General features: G+C 38.6%; 23 protein-coding genes and 1 pseudogene. 5 read left to right on the plus strand and 19 right to left on the minus strand.

Annotated elements, in window-relative coordinates; genetic code table 11:
- Positions 1–11: 11 nt before the first annotated feature.
- The 19 genes and pseudogenes from DRF65_RS11395 to DRF65_RS11485 form a co-directional block, all read right to left on the minus strand.
- Positions 12–1544: a DoxX family protein gene (locus DRF65_RS11395; protein ID WP_115970960.1), complete on the minus strand. Its 1533-nt coding sequence runs from the start codon at positions 1542–1544 to the stop codon at positions 12–14.
- A gap of 135 nt (positions 1545–1679) precedes the next feature.
- The gene (locus tag DRF65_RS11400) at positions 1680–2438 is read right to left on the minus strand and encodes a helix-turn-helix domain-containing protein (protein ID WP_115970882.1); all 759 of its coding nucleotides are present in this window, start codon (positions 2436–2438) and stop codon (positions 1680–1682) included.
- 275 nt (positions 2439–2713) lie between these two features.
- Entirely contained in the window at positions 2714–3190 is a 477-nt protein-coding gene (locus DRF65_RS11405) for a DUF3872 domain-containing protein (protein WP_115970883.1), read from the minus strand.
- 11 nt (positions 3191–3201) lie between these two features.
- Complete coding sequence (locus tag DRF65_RS11410) at positions 3202–3759, minus strand: conjugal transfer protein TraO (RefSeq protein ID WP_115970884.1); 558 nt, start codon at positions 3757–3759, stop codon at positions 3202–3204.
- Positions 3760–3769: 10 nt separating this feature from the next.
- Positions 3770–4657, minus strand: a complete 888-nt coding sequence (gene traN, locus DRF65_RS11415) for a conjugative transposon protein TraN (RefSeq protein ID WP_115970885.1) — start codon at positions 4655–4657, stop codon at positions 3770–3772.
- 15 nt (positions 4658–4672) lie between these two features.
- Positions 4673–6025: a conjugative transposon protein TraM gene (gene traM / locus DRF65_RS11420; RefSeq protein ID WP_115970886.1), complete on the minus strand. Its 1353-nt coding sequence runs from the start codon at positions 6023–6025 to the stop codon at positions 4673–4675.
- Positions 6006–6290 (minus strand): nitrogen regulatory IIA protein, encoded by a 285-nt coding sequence (locus DRF65_RS11425; RefSeq protein ID WP_115970887.1) that lies wholly within the window; start codon positions 6288–6290, stop codon positions 6006–6008. The genes traM and DRF65_RS11425 overlap by 20 nt, the downstream gene beginning before the upstream one ends.
- Before the next feature lie 82 nt (positions 6291–6372).
- Complete coding sequence (gene traK / locus DRF65_RS11430; protein ID WP_115970888.1) at positions 6373–6996, minus strand: conjugative transposon protein TraK; 624 nt, start codon at positions 6994–6996, stop codon at positions 6373–6375.
- Between the two features lie 2 nt (positions 6997–6998).
- On the minus strand, positions 6999–8018 hold the full coding sequence (gene traJ / locus DRF65_RS11435; protein ID WP_115970889.1) for a conjugative transposon protein TraJ: 1020 nt from the start codon (positions 8016–8018) through the stop codon (positions 6999–7001).
- Positions 8019–8032: 14 nt separating this feature from the next.
- Positions 8033–8665 (minus strand): DUF4141 domain-containing protein, encoded by a 633-nt coding sequence (locus tag DRF65_RS11440; RefSeq protein ID WP_115970890.1) that lies wholly within the window; start codon positions 8663–8665, stop codon positions 8033–8035.
- A gap of 32 nt (positions 8666–8697) precedes the next feature.
- Positions 8698–11264, minus strand: a pseudogene (locus tag DRF65_RS11445) (TraG family conjugative transposon ATPase).
- Between the two features lie 10 nt (positions 11265–11274).
- The gene (locus DRF65_RS11450; RefSeq protein WP_123947329.1) at positions 11275–11928 is read right to left on the minus strand and encodes a hypothetical protein; all 654 of its coding nucleotides are present in this window, start codon (positions 11926–11928) and stop codon (positions 11275–11277) included.
- Between the two features lies 1 nt (position 11929).
- Positions 11930–12253, minus strand: coding sequence for a DUF4133 domain-containing protein (locus DRF65_RS11455; protein WP_115970892.1), 324 nt, complete (start codon positions 12251–12253; stop codon positions 11930–11932).
- Between the two features lie 77 nt (positions 12254–12330).
- Positions 12331–12642 carry a DUF4134 domain-containing protein gene (locus tag DRF65_RS11460; RefSeq protein ID WP_115970893.1) on the minus strand — a complete coding sequence of 104 codons (312 nt, stop codon included), beginning with the start codon at positions 12640–12642 and terminating at the stop codon, positions 12331–12333.
- 190 nt (positions 12643–12832) lie between these two features.
- Positions 12833–13630 (minus strand): hypothetical protein, encoded by a 798-nt coding sequence (locus DRF65_RS11465; protein ID WP_115970894.1) that lies wholly within the window; start codon positions 13628–13630, stop codon positions 12833–12835.
- 240 nt (positions 13631–13870) lie between these two features.
- Entirely contained in the window at positions 13871–14488 is a 618-nt protein-coding gene (locus tag DRF65_RS11470; protein ID WP_115970895.1) for a hypothetical protein, read from the minus strand.
- A 5-nt stretch (positions 14489–14493) separates the two neighbouring features.
- Positions 14494–14790 carry a DUF3408 domain-containing protein gene (locus tag DRF65_RS11475; RefSeq protein WP_115970896.1) on the minus strand — a complete coding sequence of 99 codons (297 nt, stop codon included), beginning with the start codon at positions 14788–14790 and terminating at the stop codon, positions 14494–14496.
- Between the two features lie 6 nt (positions 14791–14796).
- A complete protein-coding gene (locus tag DRF65_RS11480) occupies positions 14797–15195 on the minus strand; it encodes a DUF3408 domain-containing protein (RefSeq protein ID WP_115970897.1) in 399 nt (132 codons plus the stop codon).
- 12 nt (positions 15196–15207) lie between these two features.
- Complete coding sequence (locus DRF65_RS11485; RefSeq protein WP_115970898.1) at positions 15208–15975, minus strand: ParA family protein; 768 nt, start codon at positions 15973–15975, stop codon at positions 15208–15210.
- Positions 15976–16656: 681 nt separating this feature from the next.
- Here DRF65_RS11485 and mobA point away from each other — a divergent pair.
- The 5 genes from mobA (at position 16657) to DRF65_RS11510 (ending at position 20668) form a co-directional block, all read left to right on the plus strand.
- The gene (mobA, locus tag DRF65_RS11490; RefSeq protein ID WP_115970961.1) at positions 16657–17082 is read left to right on the plus strand and encodes a conjugal transfer protein MobA; all 426 of its coding nucleotides are present in this window, start codon (positions 16657–16659) and stop codon (positions 17080–17082) included.
- Positions 17082–18353, plus strand: coding sequence for a conjugal transfer protein MobB (gene mobB / locus DRF65_RS11495; RefSeq protein ID WP_115970899.1), 1272 nt, complete (start codon positions 17082–17084; stop codon positions 18351–18353). The genes mobA and mobB overlap by 1 nt, the downstream gene beginning before the upstream one ends.
- A gap of 160 nt (positions 18354–18513) precedes the next feature.
- Positions 18514–19056 (plus strand): Crp/Fnr family transcriptional regulator, encoded by a 543-nt coding sequence (locus DRF65_RS11500; RefSeq protein ID WP_115970900.1) that lies wholly within the window; start codon positions 18514–18516, stop codon positions 19054–19056.
- A gap of 81 nt (positions 19057–19137) precedes the next feature.
- Positions 19138–19740 (plus strand): NAD(P)H-dependent oxidoreductase, encoded by a 603-nt coding sequence (locus tag DRF65_RS11505; protein ID WP_115970901.1) that lies wholly within the window; start codon positions 19138–19140, stop codon positions 19738–19740.
- Between the two features lie 76 nt (positions 19741–19816).
- Complete coding sequence (locus tag DRF65_RS11510; protein ID WP_115970902.1) at positions 19817–20668, plus strand: NAD(P)H-binding protein; 852 nt, start codon at positions 19817–19819, stop codon at positions 20666–20668.
- Position 20669: the final 1 nt, after the last annotated feature.

Here is a 20669-nt window from a genome sequence, read left to right on the forward strand (position 1 = left end):
ATCTATTAAAGTTATTGCCTACTCTTTACGATCAGGTTTTCGGCTTCCCCTGTTATATTCTTGTCATATAGCGGTTTTCTGAAATAAAATCGTTGTAATTTATTGCCTATGATCACGTAGAGGTACTTTTCTGTGACAAGCATATCAGAAACACTCTTGCCATTATCATTGTATAGGTAAAAACTTCCGACATACTCCTGTCTATCCATTCGATAAATATCAACCACCTTAGCATTTTTCCATGCTTTTCTGGATTCATACCTTCCCATTAAATCAGAAATGATAAACACAAAATTCTTATTCGCAGCCGACTTACTATTGACACGTAGAGGTGGGCTGCTCAACTTATGTTGTCCGTCACTTAAACTCGCAGTGCTAATCTTTGCAATGGTCGTTGTATCTATTGTATTCAGCCTATTAAGAACTTCCAAATTTTTATTTAGAACAATAAATTGATTCCGATAGGAATAGGTATAGACGAGGTTCCCCACATCTCCTCCCCCGATCAATTTTCCGTCTACATCGAAAAACCCATCTACCTGCTTCTGTAAAACAGTAGGGTAAAAATTGACTTTCGGTTTTCCCAAAAGTTCAAAGCTTGCTAGCACAAGATCCTTGGTTTGGCTACTTTGAGTCCTTATTGCAAATTTGCCTGAATCTAAAACAGCCAACTGCGTAAAATAGGCGTCGCCGAAACTTACTGTTTGCGCTTTAGGATCACCTAGTTTACCCCTGTATATCACAGGTACTGTTCCGTCGTAGAAGTAATAAAATGGACTTTTTACTTGCACTTCAATCTTCTTAAAAGAGTGGTCAAGATTATCAGGTAAAATCTTCATTTTATATGTTTTTGCTAATCCCGTATCAACTGTCGTTAAAAGTTGAGGAAGATTCCTGCTGCCCAAGTAAATATGATCGCTGTCTGCGCCAGCAAAATAATAATCTGCATTATCTAATTTTAACGAACCGTCCTCTATTATAGGGTACTGCAAGAAACGTCTAACAAAACTATTTTGCGTCCTCATAATATGTTCGGAGGTTCCAAAAATAGCAATGACCAGGAGCATGTTACCCAACATTACCCAACTTACATATTTAAACTCCTTCTTAGTATCAACATGATGCTCCTTCGCACTAACATAGAGCGCTATAATCGCAAGCAATAAAAAAACAATATTGAAGAGTAAATGCTCTCCCCATCCCATTTTTTCTAAAATACCGCCACAGGAACATGGAATGAAATCACTGAATAACAATATGAGATGAATGTAAAAGGTAAAGGCAGTCATTAGACCTATTGATCCAAATAAACCCTGCCTGTTCCTTTTGGGAATAAGGAGCAGCATAGCTACCAGCACTTCGACGATGAGTACACCGTAAGAAACAAACCCAGTGAAGGCGCCTAAAAATGGTGACTGCGCAAGCTGTACTTGAAAAGCTTCAAAATCGATGGCCTTACTGAAAGCCGCATAAATAAAAAGAAATGCTAGCAAATAACTAACAATTTGAACGAAGTGTTTTCTTATATATTCTACAACTATCATAATCAGCAGCATTGATTATGACAAATTTCGCTAACAAAGGAAAATAAAATATAGACAATATCCAGAACTATATTCCAATTTCAAACAAGTTTATACCAATAAATGAAAGAAGTATACCAAATATTAAAAATCAACCTACAAATTAGCTAATCGGGGTATACTGGTAAGACTAAGTTTATGCCGATCAAATGCTTTGTACATATTCGCATAATCAAGAAAATTATTCTTGAATGCGACTTCTTTAAGGCTCAAATCAGTGAAAACTATATCCCCTACTGCGGCCATCATGTTCTTTTTTAGCCTAAAACTATAAAAGGCATCGCCAAGGCATATTTTACAATCTCGCTGGAAATGACTGTAATTGTAACCTTTACTTTCAACGAAGTCCTTAACTGTCAGCTTAGCGTCAGTAGAATAAGAATCCAATATATCCTTAATATACAGCACATTTGCAGGAACATTCCTCAGTAAGTCCTTTGGCAGACACAGATCTATTGCATGTAAATATCCGTTTCTACTATCTTCGGCGCGGGCTATCCCCACCACCAAATGCATATTTACATGATCTGTGTAGCGCAGATGAATTGGCAGGACATCATTGTTAAATGGTCTTTTTTGATTTATTTTATGCATAATTTGCGCGACAGTTGGCTGGTGCCCCTTTATATATAAGTTATCATAGTGACCTATATACTCTTCTTTTAGCACTTCCTCAGGAAGAACTTCAAGCTTTTTTAAAAAGTAGAAATAGTAATCTGCCACAGCCTTTAACCTTATAGATAGCTCTTGTAAATCAGAAAAGAAAACTGCTGATTTCACAAAATTCAAATTGCAAAAAATAGAAATATTTTGCTCTGCCATCGCGTCCAATAGTGAAACGATATAAAAGTTCATTTCAAGCCCAATTAATTATCAAAATAAGACCGGAAAGGAGAAGGCTGACAAATAAATAGTTTCTGTATAGTGTAATTTTCGGTCTATAGTTATAAATCTAACATTTTTTAATCCAATAAAGAAATAATAATCAATATATTATAGATAAAACCTTCTATCTTATTTCAATCATTAATTAACATAAAAGGACAGCCACATGGCTGTCCTTCATATATTCCTGCAGGTAGTGTAGGGATTTCCAATCCCAAAGCTAATAAAACATTATAAATTTACAATTATCTTACCGGACCGATAATAATCGGACCAAGCTTCTTATTGTTAAACTGGAAAGAAAGCTGTTTTTCATTTCCAAAACTGTCAGCGATCCAGACATCAAAATTTTGAGCCACAAAAGATTCAGAGGTATAGTAAAGTCTGAATTCCTTTTGCGCCAATGGATATAAATCATTTGGAAGATAAGGTTTATGATCAAAATACCGCAATATCCCTTGGCCGTCATTCTGAAAATAACGTAAATAATACGTGTTCTCAGCATAATCACCATTAGAGATAATAGCTATTCTAATTTCTGCAGTTTCACCAATTGCTATATCTTTTGGTACTGGCATTACCTTTACCTCAAAAGGAAAATTCTCCTGAATATCCAAACTTTCTTTTTCACATCCTGATAAAAACAAGATTCCTACTATTGCCATTAAACCCAGTACAATCGTACCAAATGACATTTGACTAATGTGCACTATATTTTTCATATCATTTTATTTTAAAAGTTAATGCGCAATCCAATCCCTGAAGACGGCCTGAATTGCTCCAAGTCGGTTCCCCAAAGTACTCTGAGACGACCCTGCAAAAGCAAAACAACAGTATCCGACAGATAAGTCTCAAGAGATAATCTTCCTCCAGTACCGAAGATGAAACCGCCTTTATTTAATAACAGCGCACCATCTGACAACAGGCTATCGCCCCTATTCACGACTTCATATCCTGCAATACCTGTCAATCCCCCATTAAGTGTGATGAACTTCTTTTTATCTGAAAGCAACTGCACACTATATCCAACCTCACCCAGGTAATTTTCCAAAGGAAGCTTCCACTGTTTATAATCTGTCGTTCGTCGCTGAAATTCTGCACTCCAAATCCAGTAGTTTCCACGTCTGGCGTAGCTATTTAATGTTAAGTTGACATAGTAATTCGATCCAACCTCTTTACTTGACAACATACCTGCACTTACTTCTAAGGCTTTTTGTTTGTACACCATACGTTGCGAATATCCTTTAATACTTATCAGTATAAGTATTAAAACAATGCTGTATTTCTTCATAAGAGATTATTTACTGATTAACCTTGATTTTCATTTCCGAAACAGGTTTTGCATTGACCAGATCCGAGTTTTCTATTTCCAAGACCTGATTTCTACCGCCGTTCTTCTCATAAACTGCAATCCTTAAAATCTGGTCATCAGTCATGGTAAATTGATCAACAAGCACAACATTTGCTGCTGATGATTCATCTGAAACCACCTCCATCATCGGATACTCACGTAATGGTGTAAGTTGCTTTTCCTGCGAAACTGTCCGCTTTCCAACCTGTTTATCCACAATCTTGAAAGTGCAATAATCAATTAGGTAAGGCACATTCGATTTATTTTTAACCTCCGTGTGAAAATAAAATTTACCATTGTGGACATAGATTCCTTTCAGAATAAATTGAATCCCGTAAGATTTAGATCCAACATGTCTGATATACCTCTTATCTTGCTGATAAATGGTCTTCAATACCGCTTCAGTTAATGATGGTGGATTGAAACCCAGTTCCTCAAACTGGACATTTTTTTCATCATTTCGCTCACCATCCTGCTGCATTTTTTTGAGATCATAATTCAATGTCATCGGATCTGCATTGTAAATCACATTGAAGTTATAAAACTTGCCATCCTCTGTAATGACACTAAAATTCGTTTCTTCACTAAAATCTTTTACTGCAGCTTTAACACGAAGAACATTCTGTGCATCTTCTGCTATTCCCGCACTTAGCAGCTCTGATCCGAGGTCTGCATATCTTATCGAAACGGGAAAAATTAAATGAGTTGTCTTGTTGTAGGTTACCTCAAGCCTATACGGTTCGACCCTCCCCTTTTCAAGATCGGGCTGTTGTCCAAAAGTTTTTATAATTAGTCCCATCAAAAGGGCTATTACGACTGTATTCCTTATTATGTTCATCTTTCCGATTTTTAATTAGTTATTTTTTTTGGTAACCAGCAAGACTTGCTGCCCAGCTTTGAGCGTAACTTTGACTGTCCTTATTTTTTTTGAAAAGTAGCCCGATACGCCCTGTACAAGACCGCGTGTCAAGTCTCCTACAACTTGCTGTCCCGCTGAACGGGACATTGAAATATTCATTCCTGAGCTCTGGCTCATGTTCGCGGCAATTTCTCCTGCAGCATTAATTTCGTCCGATCTCGGTACCGCTAATCCAGGTTGTCCATTCAGATCATAAGCAAGGATGTCAACAGGCAGGATATTCCCCTGGATCTCAACTGATGAAACTTTTAAATGCAACCTATTTCCTTGGAATTTTGTACCTGCTTCCATTTCCGTCCCTTTCGGAACGCTGTATCCAGCAATCGTTGCGTTCTCCAGTAACCGAAGCTTAACAGAACCGTCACCCGTAACTGTCTTTGTTTCCAAAATGATAGCCCGGATACTATTCCCTGCTAAGCCCATTTGCTCCCTACCACCCACTGTTAAAAACGCTCGATTCCTTTCGCTTCCTAAACCTGCAAGAAAACTGCTATCATCCGGTTCCCGATATAATGCAGTTACTATACTTTTTCTGACTCCTTTTATACTTTCAATCTTTTCGGATTCGCGCTGACCTGTCAGATTTGTATGATTTGCTGAATCTTTATGAGGTGTCGGTACAGCTGTATTTGGTGCCTGCGTCCCACTTGGAAGATACTTTGAAGCCATCTGATATGACTTTTCCATTAGCGTCAGCTGATCGTTCAACGTAGGGGCAGCCGGAACATCTTTGACAGAAAGCTTCTCTTCCAATTGATCAATTTTTCGACGCAATTCTAATTTTTCCCTGTCATCATCTTGGTAAAAGGAACTCAGCGTACTTTGCGCATTCCTATAGCTCATCATTGAATTATTTTGGTAAGCTGGGTTTCCAAAATGCCCTGCAGTTCTTGAATCGTTCACAGATGGACCCGGAAGCTCTGCTGTAGCACTACTATCGCTACCATTGTTCCAATAATCAGCCAGTGATTGCAATGAACTTCTTTTTTCAGCTTCCTTTTCTTCCAGCATCTCTTTCTCATACGCCTTTTGTTTATCGGCCTGCAAACCTTTATCCGTAGCTTCAGGAACAGCATTTTTTAATCCAGAACCTTTCAGCTCATCACCAGAACTTTTCGGCTTGAATATCAGATAAAGACATGCAATGAAAACTATCCCCATAAGACCAAAAATAAGCGGCTTCTTGAGCTTATCAGCTTTTGATTTATTATCGGTTAAACTGGAATTATCAGCTGCTGTCTCTTCATCGACGATAATACTTACGCGTTTATTCTCTTTCTCTTCCATTACTATATTTTTTATTGTGATTCAGGATAGAATCCCCTCTTGAAAGCCCATCACCGATGGATGGAGATTCTATATGGCCAGTTTCAATATGCCGATCTTCTTTGCCCAGATCGTAACACACCTTAACAAGTACACCAATTCCCATTGTGAGGTAAAAGGCAAAGAGAATAATGACATACTTGCATTGTGTCTTCAGCGGCAGTGCCTGCCACTTATTGTCGAGTCTCTCTAACTCGTTTTCTATTGTATTTCTAAAATTTTTCATAGTATTTTTTACTTTTAGAAAAGACCCCCTTTCGGTTAATCTAACATAGCATCCAATCAAGGTTTTGTTTCATTTTCAAAAATTAACGTTCTATCACTTCTTCGTCCTTGTTAGACAATACCCCAAAGTTTAAAATCTGGAATCCTTGTGGGTTATTATCTGATTTCACACTGTTCAAGAGCGTACAAGAAGTAACTAAACTGCGTCTCGTCAGATTACTGGACCTAATTATAAATTGCTTTGCAAATGTTGTAACGGCATAAGGGTAGCTATTAAAATTGCAAATGACACTATCTACTTCGATTCGCTGCTGCACATTACCGCTAATAATCCGATTATAGTATCCCTTTTCCGCTAAATCGTGGTAGTAGTCGTACGCACTTTTATCTGCCAGATCAAATGCGCGCTTCATATTGCTTTCAATAGCTGATTTATCAGGGGCTAGTGTAAAAAACAGCTCGTGGAATCGGCGCACATGCTCCCTGGCCTGCACCGGCCTATTAATGGCAGCATCCTGTGATAATGCCAGCATTAAAGATTTACCCTGATCCAATACATAGATCTTTTCCCTTTGCTCATTCGCAAACGCGTACGACTTCCAGATTGAAAAACCAGTTACGCCAATACAAAGCAGCGCAAAAACAATAGCGTAGAGCCTGATCTGTCTAAAGCTATTCTCAATATTTCTTAAAGTTTTAAACTCCATTGCTATTTCGATTTTTGTCCACCTTGGTTATTACTCATAAGCTGGCCGCCAACTTCGCCGATGGCAGCTCCAGCACCTGCAGCCGCAACATTTCCACTTCGCATAGCCATTTGGCTTACATTTCTGGTAAAGTTGCCGGCACCACCTGCCTGGATAATCCACCCCGTAACCGTAGGTATGGTGAAGTAACCCACAATCCCGATAATCATGAATATCACATACACGGTGTTACTGGTGTCGGGAATGAACGTTGGATCATTGAGCATTTCAATATCCCGCTCCAAAATCAAAGACTGGATTTTCGCGAGCATTGCGCTGAACATATCGGCAACAGGAAGCCAGAGATAAACACTTATATATCGTGTCAGCCATTGGCTCAGTGTACTCTGAAAACCTTCCCACACACTGATAGCGAAAGCAATTGGCCCTAAAATAGACAGCACGATTAAAAAGAATGTACGTATCGTATCAACGACCAGCGCTGCTGCTTGAAAGAGGATTTCCAGAAGTTCCCGCAACCATTTTTTCGTGGCCTGTTCCATATTGTACGCTGTTCGATCCATGTACATCCCTGCCATGGTAACCAGGTCGTTTGGTGCCCAGCCGAGATCTTCCAGCTTTTTGTCGAATTCCTCATTATTAACCAGATAGGCTGTCTCTGGATTCCTAAGCGTTGCTTCCTTTTCCAATAAGTCTTTCTGTTGCTGTAATTTATTCAGGTCTAGCACCTGATTATCCAACATGCTGTGCGTGCCTTGGACAATTGGACTTAAAACCGCGTTTATCGTTCCCAAAACGATGGTCGGAAAAAACATAATGCACAAACCGATCGCAAATGGTCTTAATAATGGAAAAACGTCAATGGGTTCTGCCCTGCTCAACGCCTGCCATACTTTTAATGCGACGTAAAATAATGCACCCAAACCTGCTACTCCTTTAGCTACTGTTGCCATTGTCGCGGACATCGGTAGCATCTCGTCATAGAGCCCACGGAGGAGCTCATGTAGATTGTTAAATTCCATGATTCTCTTTTGAATTACCAATACTTTTGTCCCGCAGTCCCATACAGCTCCATAACCCTTTTGGTATTGTTCTGCTTTTTAGCACGAAGGATACTGACTGAAATATTTTTACTCGTATAGTAGCGCACAAGGTTGTGATACTCTTTGACCTCCTTGTATAGACGGTCGATGATTTCCATTCGTTCTTTGTCATTCAATGATAAGCTACTTGAAGTGACAATCTGCTTTAAATCTTTCAGTAGTTCGGTACTCTCATTTAATAGTGCGGAATAACCGTTACCGATGGCCACTAGTTCATCTGCAGAGAAATTTTTGTCATTCAGCATTTTTCCAAAATTGTTCACGTACATTGAGCTTACATCGCCCACAAGCAAAACAGTCTGCTGGACCTTTCTTGCATCTTTTATGAGATTGTTGACGGCCTTCAACTTGTCGTAATATTCTTTTCCCTGCTCATAGACTTTCTTAACTTCGTTAAAATTCTTCACCACGTTCGAGACCGTGTTGGAGGTCTGCACAATTTCATTTGCTGAATTTAAAATTCCAGACGCCAGATTGGTCGGGTCAGTTACGACCCATTGTGCTTGCACTTTTTGAGTAATGGCAACGGTTAACACCATTACCACTGTAATAATGAAATTTTTCATTTTCTAAATTTTTAGGATTGTTATTAAATAGTTTAATTGTCTTCTTTCGATAGACCCTTGATCTTTCGAAGGGATATTTTCTTGATCGCCCCCTCAACATCGCCTCCCATTTCATGCGCAAGAGTCATCACTTCTAGCTTTTCGGATTCTTCAGTTGTATAAGCAAGATATTCCTGCTGGCTTACTTCTGTGGCATACACTGCGGAATGAGTACCGCCTAATCCAATCCACACTTCTTTGTACAGGCGCGTCGGGTCGTTATCCTGATTGATAGAGAGAATCTGGGACTTTTCTCGTTCGGTAAGACCCAGCATTTTTTGAATATCATCGAATTTGTTAGCATATTTCCGTTGATCTAACAAGATCTTACAGTCAGAATTATTGATGATACTTTCACGTACAATCGGAGAATGAATAATATCGTCCACCTCCTGCGTTACGACGACTGCCTCACCAAAAAACTTTCTAACGGTCTTAAACAAATATTTTAAATATTCTGCCATACCTTCTTTGGCTATGGCTTTCCAAGCTTCCTCGATGAGGATCATCTTTCGGATACCTTTAAGCCTTCTCATTTTGTTGATAAACACCTCCATAATGATTATCGTGACCACCGGAAAAAGAATCTTATGATCCTTTATGGCATCAATTTCGAACACAATAAAACGTTTATTGAGTAGATCAAGCTCTTTATCCGAATTCAGTAAATAGTCATATTCACCACCCCGGTAGTAAGGTTCAAGCACATTCAAAAAGTTGGCGAGATCAAAATCCTTTTCACGCACTTCTTTATCCTGCAGTACTTTTTTATAATCACCTTTGACATATTCATAAAACCCATTAAAGCAGGGATTCTCGGTACTGTTTTTTATCCGCTCGATATAACCCGAGACCGCGTTAGACAGCGCAACTTCCTCACTTCGTTTTGGAGCTTCGTCATCACGCTTCCATAAGGTGAGGATCAAAGTCTTGATACTTTCTCTTTTTTCGATATCAAACACGTTGTCTTCCGTAAAAAAGGGATTGAACGAGATCGGGTTTTCCTCGGTATACGTGAAATAAACGCCATCATGTCCCTTTGTTTTTCCTTTTATCAATTCACAAAGACCTTGGTACGAATTGCCCGTGTCTACTAATAGTACATGAGTACCTTGCTCATAATACTGTCTCACCATATGATTGGTGAAGAACGATTTTCCACTTCCATTTTTATGAAGGGTTGGCGGGCTACTCAATTAAGGGTAGCCCGCCAACCCCCGCTAGGCCCTAAAATGAATTTATTTCTATTTGTAATTATTCCCCGCTTCATAGGCAGGTCAGAGATATCTAAGTGGATCGGTTTTCCGGTTAACCGATCAGCAAGCTTAATCCCAAATGGGCTTAACGAATTCTGGTAATTGGTCTCTTCTGTGAAGAAGCATAGTGCAGGTTCAATAAATGTATAAAACGATTCTTCGGCAGGAAAATCACCTGCATTACCCGGAATACCAGCCCAGAACAACGTTGCAGCATCGACTGTATTGTGACGCGGTTTACATTCCATCAGTGCTAAAGCACTTCCAACATCGTTCTTTATTCGCCTTAACTCTTCGCGATCTTCTGACCAGGCAAAAACATTAAAATGCGCCCGAATAGATGGTGATCCATAGGAATGCGCTTCATTTAAATATTTCTCTATCCATTCCCGGTTAACCTGGTTCGCACGGCTATACCTAGCAAGGGAATGCATATTACGTGCAGACTTTTCAAACTTTCGTAAATTATCAGCACTATTGTCGATGAAGAGATACTGGTTATAAATGTGATTACAACTCAACGTCAATCCCACCGGCGCAGCAAACGATAACATGCAGTCACTTTTATCGGTCGATAGTCTGTCGTACCGTTGCGATTCGGAAACAGCACCGGGAAGATCATCTGTATCGGAAAGCGTATGTAAGACCATTCGCTTACTTCCAATCCGTACCTCTTCGGCTCCCAGTGCCAGATCTTGCAAGGGCACATCTTTTTCGCGGGACAGTGTGAAATACTGCTGTAATAATCCGATTTCATCCTTAGTACCTATAATGGCTGACTCTTCAATCTGATCCATTTTAATATACCCGCTGTCATTGATAATGCGCTGAAATTGGGCAACACTCTCTACAAAACGACGCATGCCTTCTTTATCCCTGACCTCTTTCGGAATTAAGTTTCCCTTACAGAGGCTACTAAAGTTGCTTTGCGTACGCATTTTATCCTTTGTAGTTTTTGTTAAAAACAGGTAGCAATAATGCTTCAAAAAGGGCCTTTCATTAAAATGCATTTGAAAAGAACGGGACAAAAAACTGTGTTCCGAATTTTCAAAATCGGGTCGATATTCTTCTTTTAAGTACCAATCCTGCTTATGCACGATGCTAAAATCAGGCAGTGTTTTAATAGCCTTGCTCCAGGTAGAGTGTATAGATTCATAAACATCAGCACCTACGGTGAAGAGCTCGGGAAGAAAAATTTGGAAGCATAACGTAATATCTCCTTCCTTTGAGATGATACAGTTATTTTCTACGGCCAAAAGTGGAAACCTGCTTTCCAGTGTGGCCGTTTTTGAAATATTTCTCATAATAAAAATTTTAAAGTTTGCGACCATTTCTTTTTTTAGTCACTGATTGTGACTTACCAATCTTCTGCTTATGGATCTGTTTAGAAAGGTCGTGATGACTGACAAAATGAATATGTGAGGGGAGTTCAGTTTCTTTTCGTTCCCGCATCATTTTTATTGTATCCGCTAGCTCGTGCGGATAAAGTGGTAGCTTTCGATCTGTATCAATGTAAAACCCCGGTTCACCGGTTTTGAATGAATAGAGGGTGTCGCTTTTATGGATACGGTTGAATGGGTTTTCACACTCCATGAATTGTGCAGTTGTGTCATCCCAGAAGTAGTCTATACCTTTGATTGAAATGACCTGAAGCCCTTCAACGCGTAATGGATGTTGCTCTAGGTACAGCTTGGAGCCTACAATATCATATACTTCCAACGGCCTAATCCAAATTGCTGCATAACGGTCATCGTCTTTGTCATAGCCCCCCCAGTTGTCCTCTTTTACATTTCTTAGGTTCTTGTCATAGATGAATTCATAATGATCTTCAAAAAGCATCATATCAAGCAGATGGATCTGATTGCTAGCATTTTTTGTGTCTATAAGAACATCGTTTAATGCATCAACAAAAAAGTCTGCATCCGCAAGGCCATGTAGTTTTAGTACCGGTAGTTCTCTCTCTGCCATTCTATCCATTTGCTTTGCGGGTTAAATATGATTTAATGGACTTGCGGCCGATGATGTACTTTGGATGCATCCTTTTTGCCCCTAGTTTCATCAGTCCATGCTCCCCGTACTTTGTATTCAATGCAAAAGTTTTCCAGATAATTAGTGAAACTGCGCCGATACCGAAACCAAGGCAGAGGTACATATGGATTCCAACCATATACATAATCATCACAAGGATCAGAACTGTGAGTAGCCCCCCGGCAAAAACAAATAAGTATTGAGCTTTCAATCCTTTGAACTCGACTGTTCGTCCTATTCCTTTATTTATATTCCATTTAGTCATTAGTTTAGATTTAAAGGTTAAGAAGACCTTGAATTGAGTCCAGTCTTATTTCTTGTTGTAACTAAAATTCTGATTGTTTAATCCAGGAAAAACGATCTTAAGATCGTCGCAGCGACGATCAGGAAAATACATGCACCAAACCATGAAGCGGCAGTTTTTGAAGTATCAGGATCTCCACTACTAAATTTGTTATACACTTTCACCCCTCCGATCAGCCCTACAACAGCCCCGATAGCGTAGATTAGCTTTGTTGCCGGATCAAAGTAGGAGGTCACCATTTGACTTGCTTTTGCGATACCAGCGATACCATCTCCCTCTGCAAAAACTTCATTGCTCAGGAACAACAATAGCCCAATTCCCAGCAGAAATTTAAATTTTCGATTTTTCATGTTTCATTACATTTTAAGTTCGTAATACCCCGCACCTACGGGCTTGGAAACAAAGGTGTAGCAGGAATGAAGGGCTATTGAGGAGAGTGGTATATTGAGGACTAAATTGGCGTAAGGTTTCCTAATAGAAATAACCTTTGGGCATAAAAAAACCGCCAAGTTTTAAATCTTGGCGGTTAATAATATTGAGTTATATCTTCCTTCCTTTATTCTTCTTTGGAGCACTCAATTTTTCATTATTTGCATTCTTTATAGGCTGCTTCAATCTATTTTCAGCTATCAGTTCGTCAATTCCGGTCTTGTTCCAAGGTATCGTCTCAGCCTTAAACTCAAGTCGAAGTCCTGTTTCTTTTAATCCTTCGGTTTCTCCCCAGCCCCATTTCCGATTCCATCCTACAGGATCTAGTGTTTTAACAAATGGAATTTCAACAAACAAAAGATCCTTTGGGTATTCGACAAGTTTGTCCCATTCAATACTTGCTATTTGATGTGTCCTTGGATCATATGGAAACGCATAGGCGTTTCTGTGATCAACATACCAGTCCTCCAGCTCGTCAAAGCTAATACCCAGCGTCGAAAAATCATCTTTGGGCCTCAATAAGTCCAACCGTGCCTCAGCATAAAAAATATGCCCTCCTATTTCAACGGTTGGGATCTGACCATATTTAATACGCCTTGTCAATGCATCCTGGTCCACCATAAGTTCAAAGTCCGTCAACAGCAGAATTTCTTCAACAGCCTTATTATATTTTTCAGCCATCATTTCAGGTGCTAGGTTTACAAATTGTGGAACCGTAATCCACATGTAGTCATTCCTTTCTTTATCGTAACGTTGAAAACAATATCCCTCTTCTCCACAATCTATCATATCTTCTAAAGTGTATCGATTATCTTGTTGGCCTTTTTGACGGAATTCAAGTTTATCAACATCGATAATGAACTGTATCCCATAATCTGGATCTGTATAGATCGGTAATTCCTTTTCCATAAATCAGCTTTTTAATATTAGTAATTAAATATTTACTTCGCTAATGTCTTGGAAAATCTTAATGCTGGATGATGTGTAAATTTTGGAGGTACAATTTTTCCTACAATTACTTAATCAATAGAAAACATTAGGGCTTATCCGATCACAAAAAAACTATCATTTCCTGTAAAGTTTTTTATTTGATATAATAGAAAAAGAATCCCCTAGAAGGGTCCGCTAAAACAGAAACCTGCTATAGTACTATATAAAGTCATTTATGTTAAAATCATCAGAATTGCCATTCTTAGGATTAAATGCACTGTAGCTGTCGCTTTCCAAGGTTTTATCCAATAATAAAGCTACTTTTTGGGAAGAAGCTGTAATAGAATTTTCCAAATAACTGTACAATTCGGTACCTTGTATTTTTTGCATTACATCGATTACTTCATTTTGCTGTTGAGCCTCAAGATCGCTGTGCTGAAGGAGCGTACCAACATTCATCAGCTCTTCAAGAGAAACACCCTGACTGAATCTATCATCATGAGGTGGAAACTCACTTTCAGACCAATCATCATCCTCAACTTCATCGTTTAATTCCATTTTTTGTGTAGGAAAAGGAACCTGCACACTATCCTTTTTGGATACAACATTTTTATAACCTTGGCTTGATGAAAACTCTTCGTCTTCTATTTTTTCTCCTTGTAATCGCTGTTTTCCTATTTCCTTATTGACTTTTCCCATAATATCAGGTAATTGGGCCTCAAACGGCTTTAGCTCTTCCTTTTTCTCGAACTTTACTATTTTAACTTTATCAATAGCAAGCAAAATGATTACGATAAGAAGACAGACCAGTATCCCAAATTGTATTAAAGCATCCATACCTATTAAAAAAGTGGTTTACAGTTAGCTTCAAATTCTTCTATTATTATCGCCTGATAAAGTTCAAAATGATGGGAAAGTATATTATCAAGGTATGCATAAAGGGGAATCTTGTCCCCGCCTATAATGTGGGCAATCCGGGATAAACGGTCATGGTATTCCTGTCTCAGGTAGATACTTTTCTCCCCCCTTTTGTGCATATCTTTTCTGTCCAGAAACAGCTTTCCGTACGTTCCTTTAACAATTCTTGTTTTTTGATTTAGCTTAATAGTAACTTCAACTTTGTTATTTGTCTTTTTCATGGTCTATTATATTATAGGTTTAAATCTCTCATTAAAGTAATCAGTAATGTCGCCTCCAAATTCTCGGAAATGATATTCCAAAATATTGTCGATGTACGAGTAAAGTGTTACTTTATCCTCCCTTGTCAATTGTACAATTCTTAGCAAACGTTCGTGGTATTCGGATCGAATGTATACAACCTTTCCACTTCTGCCCGAGGGAAAACGGTTAACCAGGAACGTCTCTTCGTAATCCACTTTTTTGGATGACGTCGTTTTTGCCTTCTCGCGCGGTTTGCTCTCTATATGTTCTTCCTGCTTTGTGATAACCTTTTCCGAAGGCTCATCTCCGCTCATAATCTGCATGAGATAATCTTCATCGACGACAGGTTTTTCAAAATCTTTTCGTCCCTTTCCTCTTGTCATTTTTCCAATATTTTATAAGTGAATGATCCTTAGAAACTCCACAATAAAAAGGTCAAAACGGGTAACCTTCAGGAGTTGCAATTCAGCTGGTAAAAGGCTTGATCTGAAGACATAATTGATCGTATCATCCGTTTCTTTTCTAAAGCGCTTGCTATCCCGGATACCTGTTTTCATGATAAGTAGATCAAGCTCCTCGATCACATCCTGGTATGCTTTATAAAGACCGGTCTTTTCACGGCCATCAACCTGATTCCAAAAAAGCCAAAGGGCCGGCGCTTTATTCTCGCCCTCTGATGGTGGAAGCTGAAGAAAAGCCTTGCTGAATGCAAGGGTACTTTCAACAACAAGCCTGTCAGCCGTGATGGGGGAAAATATGAAATCCATTGCTTGAAGCGCTGTTAAAACTCCTTTGGTATTAGCCGTGCCGGGTAGATCAAAGAATATGATGTCAGGCTCAACCAAAAGTTGACCTACGTTTTCCAAAGCTGTTTTTAGCGCATTGTCTGCTTTACTCTTAATGATCGGGTAAGCCTTCTTATTGATGGACTGAAACTGCTTCATGGCAGCTTTTTTATGGTACTCACTATTCATAATGGCACTTTTATCCCGTTCCCTCATATTACTCAGGCTATATTGCGGAAAATCACAGTCCATCACTAAAACATTAAAACCTAACCGATAATGTAGCGCGCTGGCTAGCAAAGTCGTGATTGTGGACTTCCCTACTCCTCCTTTTTGCGTGTAAATACTAACCTTTAAAGGTTTCTTCATTTTTTCCATTGCTTATATATTATTACTTGTATTACCATTTGATCGCAAGCACCAGAACCTATTTTACCTTTTGATTTCTAGGAAAGCGGTACATAAAAACTTTTCTATGCTTTTCTGTATGGCCTTTTCCATAATTACCAAAGGGGAAATATGCCTCTCAAAAAAGTTATATAACCATACAGTCATATCTGCAAAAGGCATTTTTCAAACTTTACTGCTTTTGTGCTTTTACTCTTTTATGCTTTTATATTTTTATATTTTTAAAACCTAATACTTTTATTACCTGAAAATTGACAGTTTGCCAAACCGATCAAATTGCAGTTTTATTAATCTTCCCGCTTTGTTGTAAAGGAAACCAGTTTTAATAGCGAATAAGGCTAACATGAACATGCTAGCCTATATTTTCCAGAATTGACTTAACACTTTAAGATTAACATCTATTCTAATACTTCTTACTATTTCCGTTCCCGTGAACGGAGCAAGTTGTGTTTTGAGTGCCTCAAAACTCGTTTTGTGCCCCAAAACGACTTGCTCCTGCCGAGGGCTTAGTGCATCCTCCGAAGTCGGATGCACTATTTAGATTTCTTTTCATCTCTTGTATTCTTTTTCGGCTGTTAGAAGCCTAATTAGGAAAGGATGAGCAAATAGCAGGTTTCTACCTTGAGAACAGCTATGTTTTGTCAAAAAGATATGAAAGCACAACACAAAGGCGGGAGAAATCCAAAATTAAACAGGGCGGTTCATCGCTATGTTTTTCGGTTAACAGATACAGAAAACACGAGGTTTTTATCACTCTTCGAGCAGAGCGGATTGGATACAAAAGCAAAGTTTATTGTTTCACTTTTATTTGAGAGGCGAATAAAATCAATCAAAATAGATTCAGGCGCGAACGAATACACAACAAAATTATCACAGTTCTTCGCACAATTTAGAGCCATCGGGGTGAATTACAACCAGGTCGTAAAGGTGCTACATACAAACTTCAGTGATAAAAAAACGATCCTTTATATTGCTAAATTGGAAAAGCACACCCTTGAACTAGCCACTTTATGCAAGGAAATTCTGATCCTCAGCAAGCAGTTTGAAGCAGAGTACCTGCTAAAAAAAGAAAATTAATGATTGCAAAAATTGGAAGAGGAACAAATATCTACGGTGCTTTACTGTACAATCACAGCAAAGTCCTCACTGATAATGGTGCGATTTTACACCTTCATAATATGCGGGAAACGCCGCATGGAAATTATACAGTAATGCAACTCTTATCTGCATTCGCGCCTTATTTAGTAGCAAATAAAAATACCGAGAAAACAGCTCTTCATATTTCGCTTAATCCAGATCCAGCAGATGGTATATCAGATGAAGACTATATAAAGATTGCAGAGGAATACATGCAAAAATTGGGATATGGCGAACAACCTTATGTCATCTTTAAACATACAGATATCGAACGTACGCATATACACATTGTTTCAACAACCGTGGATCGCAAGGGTATCAAAATTCCCGATTCCTTTGAAAAGAAAAAATCAATGGATATTTGTAGAGAACTCGAAACAAAGTTTAACCTATCACCTGCAACAGAAAAGCAGTTTCTTGATTCCAGCATCCCATTAAATCCAGTGAATTATTCCAAAGGAAATATTAAAGCTCAGATCGCATCTGTTGTTCGATATCTTCCCAAATATTATCAATTCCAGACTCTGGGCAGTTATAATGCATTGCTATCACTTTTTAACATCACATCCGAGCATATTAAAAAAGAATACAGCGGGGAAATCAAAGAGGGACTGGTTTATTTCGCAATGGATGAAAATGGAAATAAAGTTAGTAATCCATTTAAATCTTCCCTTTTTGGTAAACAGGCTGGGCTAAATGAACTCAGAACTCATTTCGATAAAAGCAGAACGAACAGCGTGGCAGCGAAATCGTCACTAACAGAAGTTATACTGCAGGCAATGCAGCTGAATCCCGATGAAAAGAATTTTAAGGATTATTTGATCCAGCATGGCATTAACACTGTTATCAGAAGAAATGAACAAAACAGGATTTATGGCATTACCTTCATTGACCATAACACCAAAACTGTGTTTAATGGTTCCCAGCTCGGAAAGCAATTCTCAGCGAATATATTTCAAGAACTTTTTTTGAGTAACGGCTTAAAACTGAATGAAAGTAAAATGATTCAATCAATTCCTCCTATTCCAACAAATTCATCAAAAAATAACAACTCGGACAACTTACATCCATTTTTTGATTTTATGATGCATTTTTCTAACCTTGATGGTTTTGGATTACTTGATTCACTTCTTATGGGCGGTTTCGCAGAAGACCCCGAAGAACAAGCGTTTGAATACAATATGAAAAAAAGAAGGAGGAGACACAAATAAATTGGATAATCATACGGATTCTCAAATAAAAATAATAAAGGGTAGTATTTCTATTTAATTAATGATACTCACATTAAGGGCTAATCTGAAGTTGTCCCAATCAGCAAATCTACCGTGAATTTCATACCTTTAATTCCCATATTGAATATAATAAATAGTCATGTCAGACAAAACAGAAAGCAATATCGATCGCTGGCGTATTTTTGAGCCCTTTTTTGTTCAGAAGGAAGTTGCTGCCAAGACCATATTGTTGGAAGAGGGTAATGTTTCAAGGACGATGTTCTTCATCGAAAAAGGTTGTTTAAGAACTTGGGTCAACAATAACGGGAAAGACATAACAACACAGTTTTTCTTTGAAGGAGATGGCGTGTCTTCTATCGAAAGCTTTATGACCAACAAACCTAGTTTGTATACGATTGAAAGTATCGAGCCTTGCATTATACAAACCATTACTCAAAAAGATTTTCAAGAAGCTTTCAACAATTCACCTGAACTGAAAGACCTTGTGATTGAACATCTATTCGCAAGACTTTTAAAAAGCCAACAGCTCTTTTTTTCTTATCTTAAACACAGTCCTCAAGAACGTTACCACGAATTAGTAAAACAATATCCTCATATTGTACTACGTGTTCCGCAACATTATATCGCTTCGTATCTGGGCATTACCTCTGTTTCATTAAGCCGAATCCGAAACAGGCGCTAAGCTGCCATTTATTAACAATTGTTATCGTCAGGGCCCGGACTACTTCTCACCTTTGCAGTGTACAATCAAGTAAAGTAAAAAATGAGAACAGTCATCGTATTTAACCACCCTTATGAAGAAAGCTACTGTAACGCCATACTTAACGCGGTAACTAAGGGGCTTCAAAAAGGCAACCACGAAATTGACCTGATGCACCTAGACCAGGATAAATTTAACCCCAGGATGACCGCAGAGGACTTAAAGGCCTTTGTAGCCCACCAGCCGATAGATCCGCAGGTAATTGATTATTGTGAAAGGCTGAAAAAGGCAGATCATTTGATCTTCATTTTTCCGATCTGGTGGGACATTATGCCAGCAACCACCAAAGGCTTTATTGATAGAGTTTTATCTCCCGGTATTGTATATGATCATCACCCAAGAGGTTTCGGCCTTGTTCCACTTTTAAAAAACCTCAAAAGTATAACCGTCATTACCACAATGAACAAGCCAAGAATAATGTATTCCCTGCTCATCGGAAATTTGATCCGCAAAGTAATGTTGAAAAGTGTCTTCAAAACAATGGGATATAAAAATCTAACCTGGATTAGCTATAATATGGTAAAATCAGTTACGCAAGAAAAGAGAGTCCAATGGCTAAATGATTTAGAAAAAAAATTTACTCCCAACAAAGATCTCTCATTCTGACTTAAAAAACAGTCGTTTTGGCTACATCTGTTTTTGGATAGTGTTGCAATTTTGTATAAACAAAAATTGACAACATATGAATATCGTTCTAACAGGCTCATTGGGCAACATCAGCAAACCTCTTGCAACAGCATTGATTGCAAATGAACATTCGGTAACTGTAATCAGCAGCAAACCCGACAAGCAAAAGGAAATTGAATCCATTGGCGCAAAAGCAGCAATCGGGTCATTGGAAGATCTAAATTTTCTGACAACAGCCTTTGCAACCGCAGATGCCGTGTATTGTATGATCCCTTTTAATTTTATGGAAGAAGACCAAACGGCCTATTTCAAAAAAATTGAAACCAACTATGTACAAGCAATCAGAAAAAATGAAATTGAAAAAGTTGCGTTTCTGACCGGTTGGGCAGCTGATACGGGAGATTCAATTCTACTTAATCAGCTTTCGGACAGAACGGTCATCGAGCTACGTCCGGGTTCTTTTTATACCAATTTTTATAATGATATTCCAACTATAAAAGAGCATGGCGCACTAATGGCCGGTTTTGGAGGTAATGATAAAATTGCATTTGTTTCGCCGAATGATATTGCCGAGGTGGTTTATGAAGAACTAACCACACCTTTTCAGGGAAGAAAAACCCGCTTTGCGGCAAGCGAAGAATTGACCTGTGATGAAGCGGCAAAAATTTTAGGTGAAGCCATTGGCAAGCCTGACCTCAAATGGATAGCGCTGCCAGAGGAACAAGTATTAAACGGCTTAATTCAAGCGGGTTTTCCAAAACAGCTTGCACATGATTTTGTAAGAATGCAGGCCGAGACCCACAGCGGAAAAACATTTGAGAATTATCTTAAACACAGACCTGAACTGGGAAAGACTAAATTGAAATCTTTTGCTACTGAATTTGCAAAAGCATACAATGAACAATAAC

This window comes from Chryseobacterium pennae (genome assembly GCF_003385515.1).
Classification (GTDB): domain Bacteria; phylum Bacteroidota; class Bacteroidia; order Flavobacteriales; family Weeksellaceae; genus Chryseobacterium; species Chryseobacterium pennae.